Source organism: Bacteroides sp. AM23-12 (assembly GCF_003434395.1).
Lineage (GTDB): Bacteria > Bacteroidota > Bacteroidia > Bacteroidales > Bacteroidaceae > Bacteroides > Bacteroides thetaiotaomicron.
In genome coordinates this window covers 1-843 of record NZ_QTLF01000104.1, presented here as the reverse complement: position 1 = coordinate 843, position 843 = coordinate 1, and the positions used below count along the sequence as shown (strand labels likewise).

Annotated in this window: 1 protein-coding gene; it reads left to right on the top strand. The window is 54.7% G+C overall.

The window, feature by feature from the left end; translation table 11 throughout:
* Positions 1-843 (top strand): DUF4099 domain-containing protein (locus DW640_RS23350; protein WP_117579011.1); only part of this gene is annotated, 843 nt, incomplete at both ends.

The window sequence follows — 843 nt, the reverse complement described above, 5'->3', positions numbered from 1 at the left end:
ACCCAAGCGCACCCCCGCAAAAGCGGAGAACGCGCAGAGTTTCCTGCAATTCGACCGACATGGCGACGTGCTGGACAACTTCTTCAAGAACTTCTTCCGGCAGTGCAAGGAACCCAGCCGCTTCGGTTTCTACCGCATTGCGGCAGACCAAGCTGAAAATCTCTTAGAGGTGATGAAGCAACTGCTGAAAGACCCCGAAGCGAACAAGGAGCTGCTCGCCCCTCACAAGGTGGACACCTCCGACTATGAGAAGAAGGTGCAGGAAGAGATGGCAGCACAACAGACAGAGAAACAAGAACCTCAAAAACAGGAGAACATGGAACAACGGAAAGAACAGCAACAGGACAAATCCGAACAGATGCAGGGCAAACGTGGCTACCAGCCCATCGACGAGAGTAAAATCAACTGGCAGGAGCTGGAGGACAGATGGGGCGTAAAGCGGGACAACCTTGAAAAGTCCGGCGACCTTACGAAGATGCTCAACTATGGCAAGTCCGACTTGGTAAAGGTCAAACCGACCTTCGGCGGCGAATCATTCGAGCTGGACGCCCGCCTCTCCTTCAAGAAGGACGGTGAGGGAAACATCAGCCTCGTGCCGCACTTCATCCGCAAGGAGCAGAAGCTGGATGAGTACAAGGAACACAAATTCTCCGACAATGACCGGAAGAACCTCCGCGAAACGGGCAATCTCGGTAGGGTCGTGGACATTGTGGACAGGGAAACGGGCGAGATCATCCCCTCCTACATCAGCATCGACCGCAAGACGAATGAAATCACGGACATTCCGGCAAGCAGGGTGCGCATCCCGGAGCGCATCGGCAAGACGGAAATCACCACGCAGGA